The organism is Streptomyces sp. NPDC006339 (assembly GCF_040612775.1).
Classification (GTDB): domain Bacteria; phylum Actinomycetota; class Actinomycetes; order Streptomycetales; family Streptomycetaceae; genus Streptomyces.
Genome location: NZ_JBEXQW010000124.1, coordinates 1 through 1094, shown reverse-complemented (window position 1 = coordinate 1094; position 1094 = coordinate 1). Strand labels below are relative to the sequence as shown.

Genomic DNA, 1094 nt, shown 5'->3' with positions numbered 1-1094 from the left:
TCCAACACGGTGCTGCACTCGGGTCCGGACGATGTCAATCCGGAGGCGCGGGGCACGCGTATCCCGGACTTCGTGAAGCTGTCCGAGGCGATGGGGTGTGTGGCGCTGCGGTGTGAGGACCCGGCGGACCTGGACAAGGTCATCGCCGAGGCCAACGCGATCAACGACCGTCCGGTCGTGATCGATTTCATTGTCCACGAGGACGCCCAGGTCTGGCCGATGGTCGCGGCCGGCACCTCCAACGACGAGGTCATGGCCGCCCGGGGCGTCCGCCCCGACTTCGGCGACGGCGAAGACGACTGAAGCGCAGAGCGAAGGAAGAGACCCACATCATGTCCACCAAGCACACGCTCTCCGTCCTGGTCGAGAACACGCCCGGCATCCTCGCCCGGATCGCCGCCCTGTTCTCCCGCCGCGGCTTCAACATCGACTCGCTCGCCGTCGGTGTCACCGAGCACCCCGACATCTCCCGCATCACCATCGTGGTCAATGTCGAGGACCTGCCCCTGGAGCAGGTGACCAAGCAGCTCAACAAGCTGGTCAACGTCCTGAAGATCGTCGAACTCGAGCCCGGCGCCGCGATCCAGCGCGAGCTCGTCCTGGTGAAGGTCCGCGCCGACAACGAGACCCGCTCCCAGATCGTCGAGATCGTCCAGTTGTTCCGCGCCAAGACTGTGGACGTCTCGCCGGAGGCCGTCACCATCGAGGCCACCGGTTCGAGTGACAAGCTCGAGGCGATGCTGAAGATGCTGGAGCAGTTCGGCATCAAGGAGCTCGTCCAGTCCGGCACCATCGCCATAGGGCGTGGCTCCCGGTCCATCACGGACCGGTCCCTGCGGGCCCTCGACCGCAGCGCCTGACACCCCCGAGGTCGAGAAGGGCAGGCCGCCGGTCCATCCGGCGGTCCGCCTGGCGAGACCCGACAACCTTCCTCCCGCACCCCGCCGTACGGTGGGACGCAACACCAGCACCTCAAGGAGATTCCCAGTGGCCGAGCTGTTCTACGACGACGACGCCGACCTTTCGATCATCCAGGGCCGTAAGGTCGCGGTGATCGGTTACGGCAGCCAGGGCCATGCCCACGCGCTGTCGCT

The 1094-nt window shown here is 66.5% G+C and carries 2 protein-coding genes and 1 pseudogene; all 3 read left to right on the top strand.

Annotation, left to right across the window (positions count from 1 at the left end):
- Positions 1-303: thiamine pyrophosphate-dependent enzyme (locus ABZ135_RS38810; RefSeq protein WP_356703140.1), on the top strand; the 303-nt coding region annotated here is incomplete at its 5' end.
- A gap of 29 nt (positions 304-332) precedes the next feature.
- Positions 333-860 carry an acetolactate synthase small subunit gene (ilvN, locus tag ABZ135_RS38805; RefSeq protein WP_356703138.1) on the top strand — a complete coding sequence of 176 codons (528 nt, stop codon included), beginning with the start codon at positions 333-335 and terminating at the stop codon, positions 858-860.
- Between the two features lie 127 nt (positions 861-987).
- Positions 988-1094: pseudogene (locus ABZ135_RS38800) on the top strand (ketol-acid reductoisomerase); the annotation flags it as partial.